The sequence below is a fragment of the Sphingomonas sp. genome, assembly GCF_013816785.1.
GTDB lineage: Bacteria > Pseudomonadota > Alphaproteobacteria > Sphingomonadales > Sphingomonadaceae > Sphingomicrobium.
The window spans coordinates 1-2,748 of the sequence record NZ_JACDDV010000092.1; the positions used below are offsets into that span (position 1 = coordinate 1).

Annotated in this window: 1 protein-coding gene and 2 pseudogenes; 2 read left to right on the plus strand and 1 reads right to left on the minus strand. The window is 63.6% G+C overall.

What is annotated here, in order from left to right; translation table 11 throughout:
- A pseudogene (locus H0W65_RS12100) lies at window positions 1–411 on the plus strand (DNA primase); the annotation flags it as partial.
- Between the two features lie 13 nt (window positions 412–424).
- Window positions 425–2,461 (plus strand): RNA polymerase sigma factor RpoD, encoded by a 2,037-nt coding sequence (rpoD, locus tag H0W65_RS12105; RefSeq protein WP_294007914.1) that lies wholly within the window; start codon window positions 425–427, stop codon window positions 2,459–2,461.
- Window positions 2,462–2,467: 6 nt separating this feature from the next.
- Here the strand turns inward: rpoD and H0W65_RS12110 are convergent.
- Window positions 2,468–2,748 (minus strand): annotated as a pseudogene (locus H0W65_RS12110) (hypothetical protein); the annotation flags it as partial.

The window sequence follows — 2,748 nt, forward strand, 5'->3', positions numbered from 1 at the left end:
GTCGCCGACCATGTCGAGGCGCTCGCCGCTTTGCCCATCCCCGACAAGGCGGCCGCCACAATCCGCGACCGCTTGCTCGACCTCGTCATGGCCGGCCAGGCGCTTGATCGTGCCGGCCTCGCCACCATATTGCAAAACGAAGACACGGCCGCCGCCTGGCGCGACGTGTCGAAAGGCGGCGATATCGGCTTTTCCTTCACCCGCAGCCATTGTGATCCCCAGGTCGCCCGGCGCGACTTGGGCTCCGCGATCGAGGCGTTGACGGCAACGGTCGAGATTGAAGCGGCGCTCGACGCGGCTACCCGGCGACTGGTCGCGGGCGACGACAGCGCCTTTCAGGAACAGCAGCGGCTTCACGCATCGCGTGAGGCGATCAACGAACGACTGGCCAATCTGGCCGGCAATGAGTAAGCGGCTCGGCAAGATGGCGAAAAACGACACCCAGGACAGCGAAATCGAGACCGGCGACGCGCCGCTCATCGACCTCAACGATGCTTCGATCAAGAAGATGATGGCCCGCGCCAAGAAGCGCGGCGTCGTCACTTATGAGGAAATCAACGAGGCCCTCCCTCAGGACGAGCATTCGTCCGAACAGATTGAGGACATCATGTCCCGCCTGTCGGAAATGGGCGTCAACGTCGTCGAGAATGACGATGCCGACGACGAAGATGCCGAGCCCGAGAAGGAAGCCGAGCCCGAGGATGAGGTCGATCCGCTCGATGACAGCGGCCCGCGCCCGGCGGTTGCGACCAAGAAGGAAGCGGTCGACCGGACCGACGATCCGGTCCGCATGTATCTGCGCGAAATGGGCGCGGTCGAATTGCTCAGCCGCGAAGGCGAAATCGCCATCGCCAAGCGTATCGAGGCTGGCCGCGACATCATGATCTGGGGCCTGTGCGAAAGCCCGATCACGTTCAACGCAATCATTGGATGGTCGAACAACCTCGACGAAGGCACGATGCAATTGCGCGAGATCCTCGATCTCGAGGCGATGTTGTCGAAGGGTCCCTCCCCCGACCAGATCGCCGAAGGCGAGCAAGGCGAAGGCGGCGACGACGAGATTAGCGAAAAGAACGCCGGCCCGACGATCAAGGAAGACGAGGAGCCCGAGGAAGAGGAGCCCGTCGCGGACGAGGAGGATGAGCTCAACGAGCGCCGCGCGCCCCGCGTCGCCGAGGAAGAAGAGGAGGATAACACCCTCTCCCTCGCGCAGATGGAAGAAGCGCTCAAACCCGTCGCGCTCGAGAAATTCTCGTCGATCACCGGCCTGTTCAAGAAGTTCGCCAAGCTCCAGCAGGCGCGCCTCGCCGCGCTCAACGCCGGCACCGCTTTCCCCGCCTCTGACGAGAAAAAATATCAGAAACTGTCGGAGCAGCTCACCGCCGAAGTTGAAAGCGTGCAGTTCCACGCCGCCAAGATCGAATATCTGGTCGACCAGCTTTATGCCTACAACCGCCGCCTGACCGCGCTCGGGGGGCAGATGCTACGCCTCGCCGAGCGCCACCGCGTCCCGCGGAAAGCGTTTCTCGACAGCTATATGGGGTCGGAGCTCGACGATAGCTGGCTCGACCGCGCCAAGGACATCGACAAGAAATTCGCCGCCTTCGCCATCGCCGAGGCCGACAGCGTCGAGCGCATCCGCGGCGAAATCAGCGAGATCGCCAACGCCACCGGCATGGCGCTCCCCGAGTTCCGCCGCATCGTCAACCAGGTCCAGAAGGGCGAACGCGAAGCGCGCATCGCCAAGAAGGAAATGGTCGAAGCCAACCTCCGCCTCGTCATCTCGATCGCCAAGAAATATACCAACCGCGGGCTGCAATTCCTCGACCTCATCCAGGAAGGCAATATCGGACTGATGAAGGCGGTCGACAAGTTCGAGTACCGCCGCGGCTACAAATTCTCGACCTACGCGACCTGGTGGATCCGTCAGGCGATCACGCGCAGCATCGCCGACCAGGCCCGCACGATCCGCATCCCAGTCCACATGATCGAGACGATCAACAAGCTCGTCCGTACGTCCCGCCAGTTCCTCCACGAAACCGGCCGCGAGCCCACGCCAGAAGAACTTGCCGAGCGCCTGTCGATGCCGCTCGAAAAGGTCCGCAAGGTGATGAAGATCGCCAAGGAACCGATCAGCCTCGAAACCCCGATCGGCGACGAGGAAGATTCGCATCTCGGCGACTTCATCGAGGACAAGAACGCCATCATCCCGGTCGACGCCGCGATCCAGGCCAACCTCAAGGAAACCGTGACGCGCGTACTGGCGAGCCTCACCCCACGCGAGGAACGCGTCCTCCGCATGCGCTTCGGCATCGGCATGAACACCGACCACACCCTCGAAGAAGTCGGCCAGCAGTTCAGCGTCACCCGCGAACGTATCCGCCAGATCGAAGCCAAGGCCCTCCGCAAGCTCAAGCATCCCAGCCGCTCAAGGAAAATGCGCAGCTTTTTGGACCAATAACCCTACCTACCCCTCCGCTACCCAGAACGGCGCCACTTGCGGCGCCGCCTCCCACCCGCTGACCCGCACGCGGCTTACCCGCAACATCACTTCCCCCAGCGCCCACACCATCGCATCCGCCCGGTCGGGCGACCTGCCCGGCCCGGCATAGGCCTCGCCCGACACCAGCCCGCACAGTTGCGCTTCGAGCTCGGGGAAGCGCCCGTGCACGCTGACCTGCCCGCGCTCGAACAGCAACGCCACCGGCTCGGCCCGCGCCGCCTTGGCTGCGCGCGCATGGACCAGCT

Coding starts and splice junctions, on each gene's coding strand:
- rpoD (WP_294007914.1), top strand. CDS start 425: ATGGCGAAAAACGACACCCAGGACAGCGAAATCGAGACCGGCGACGCG.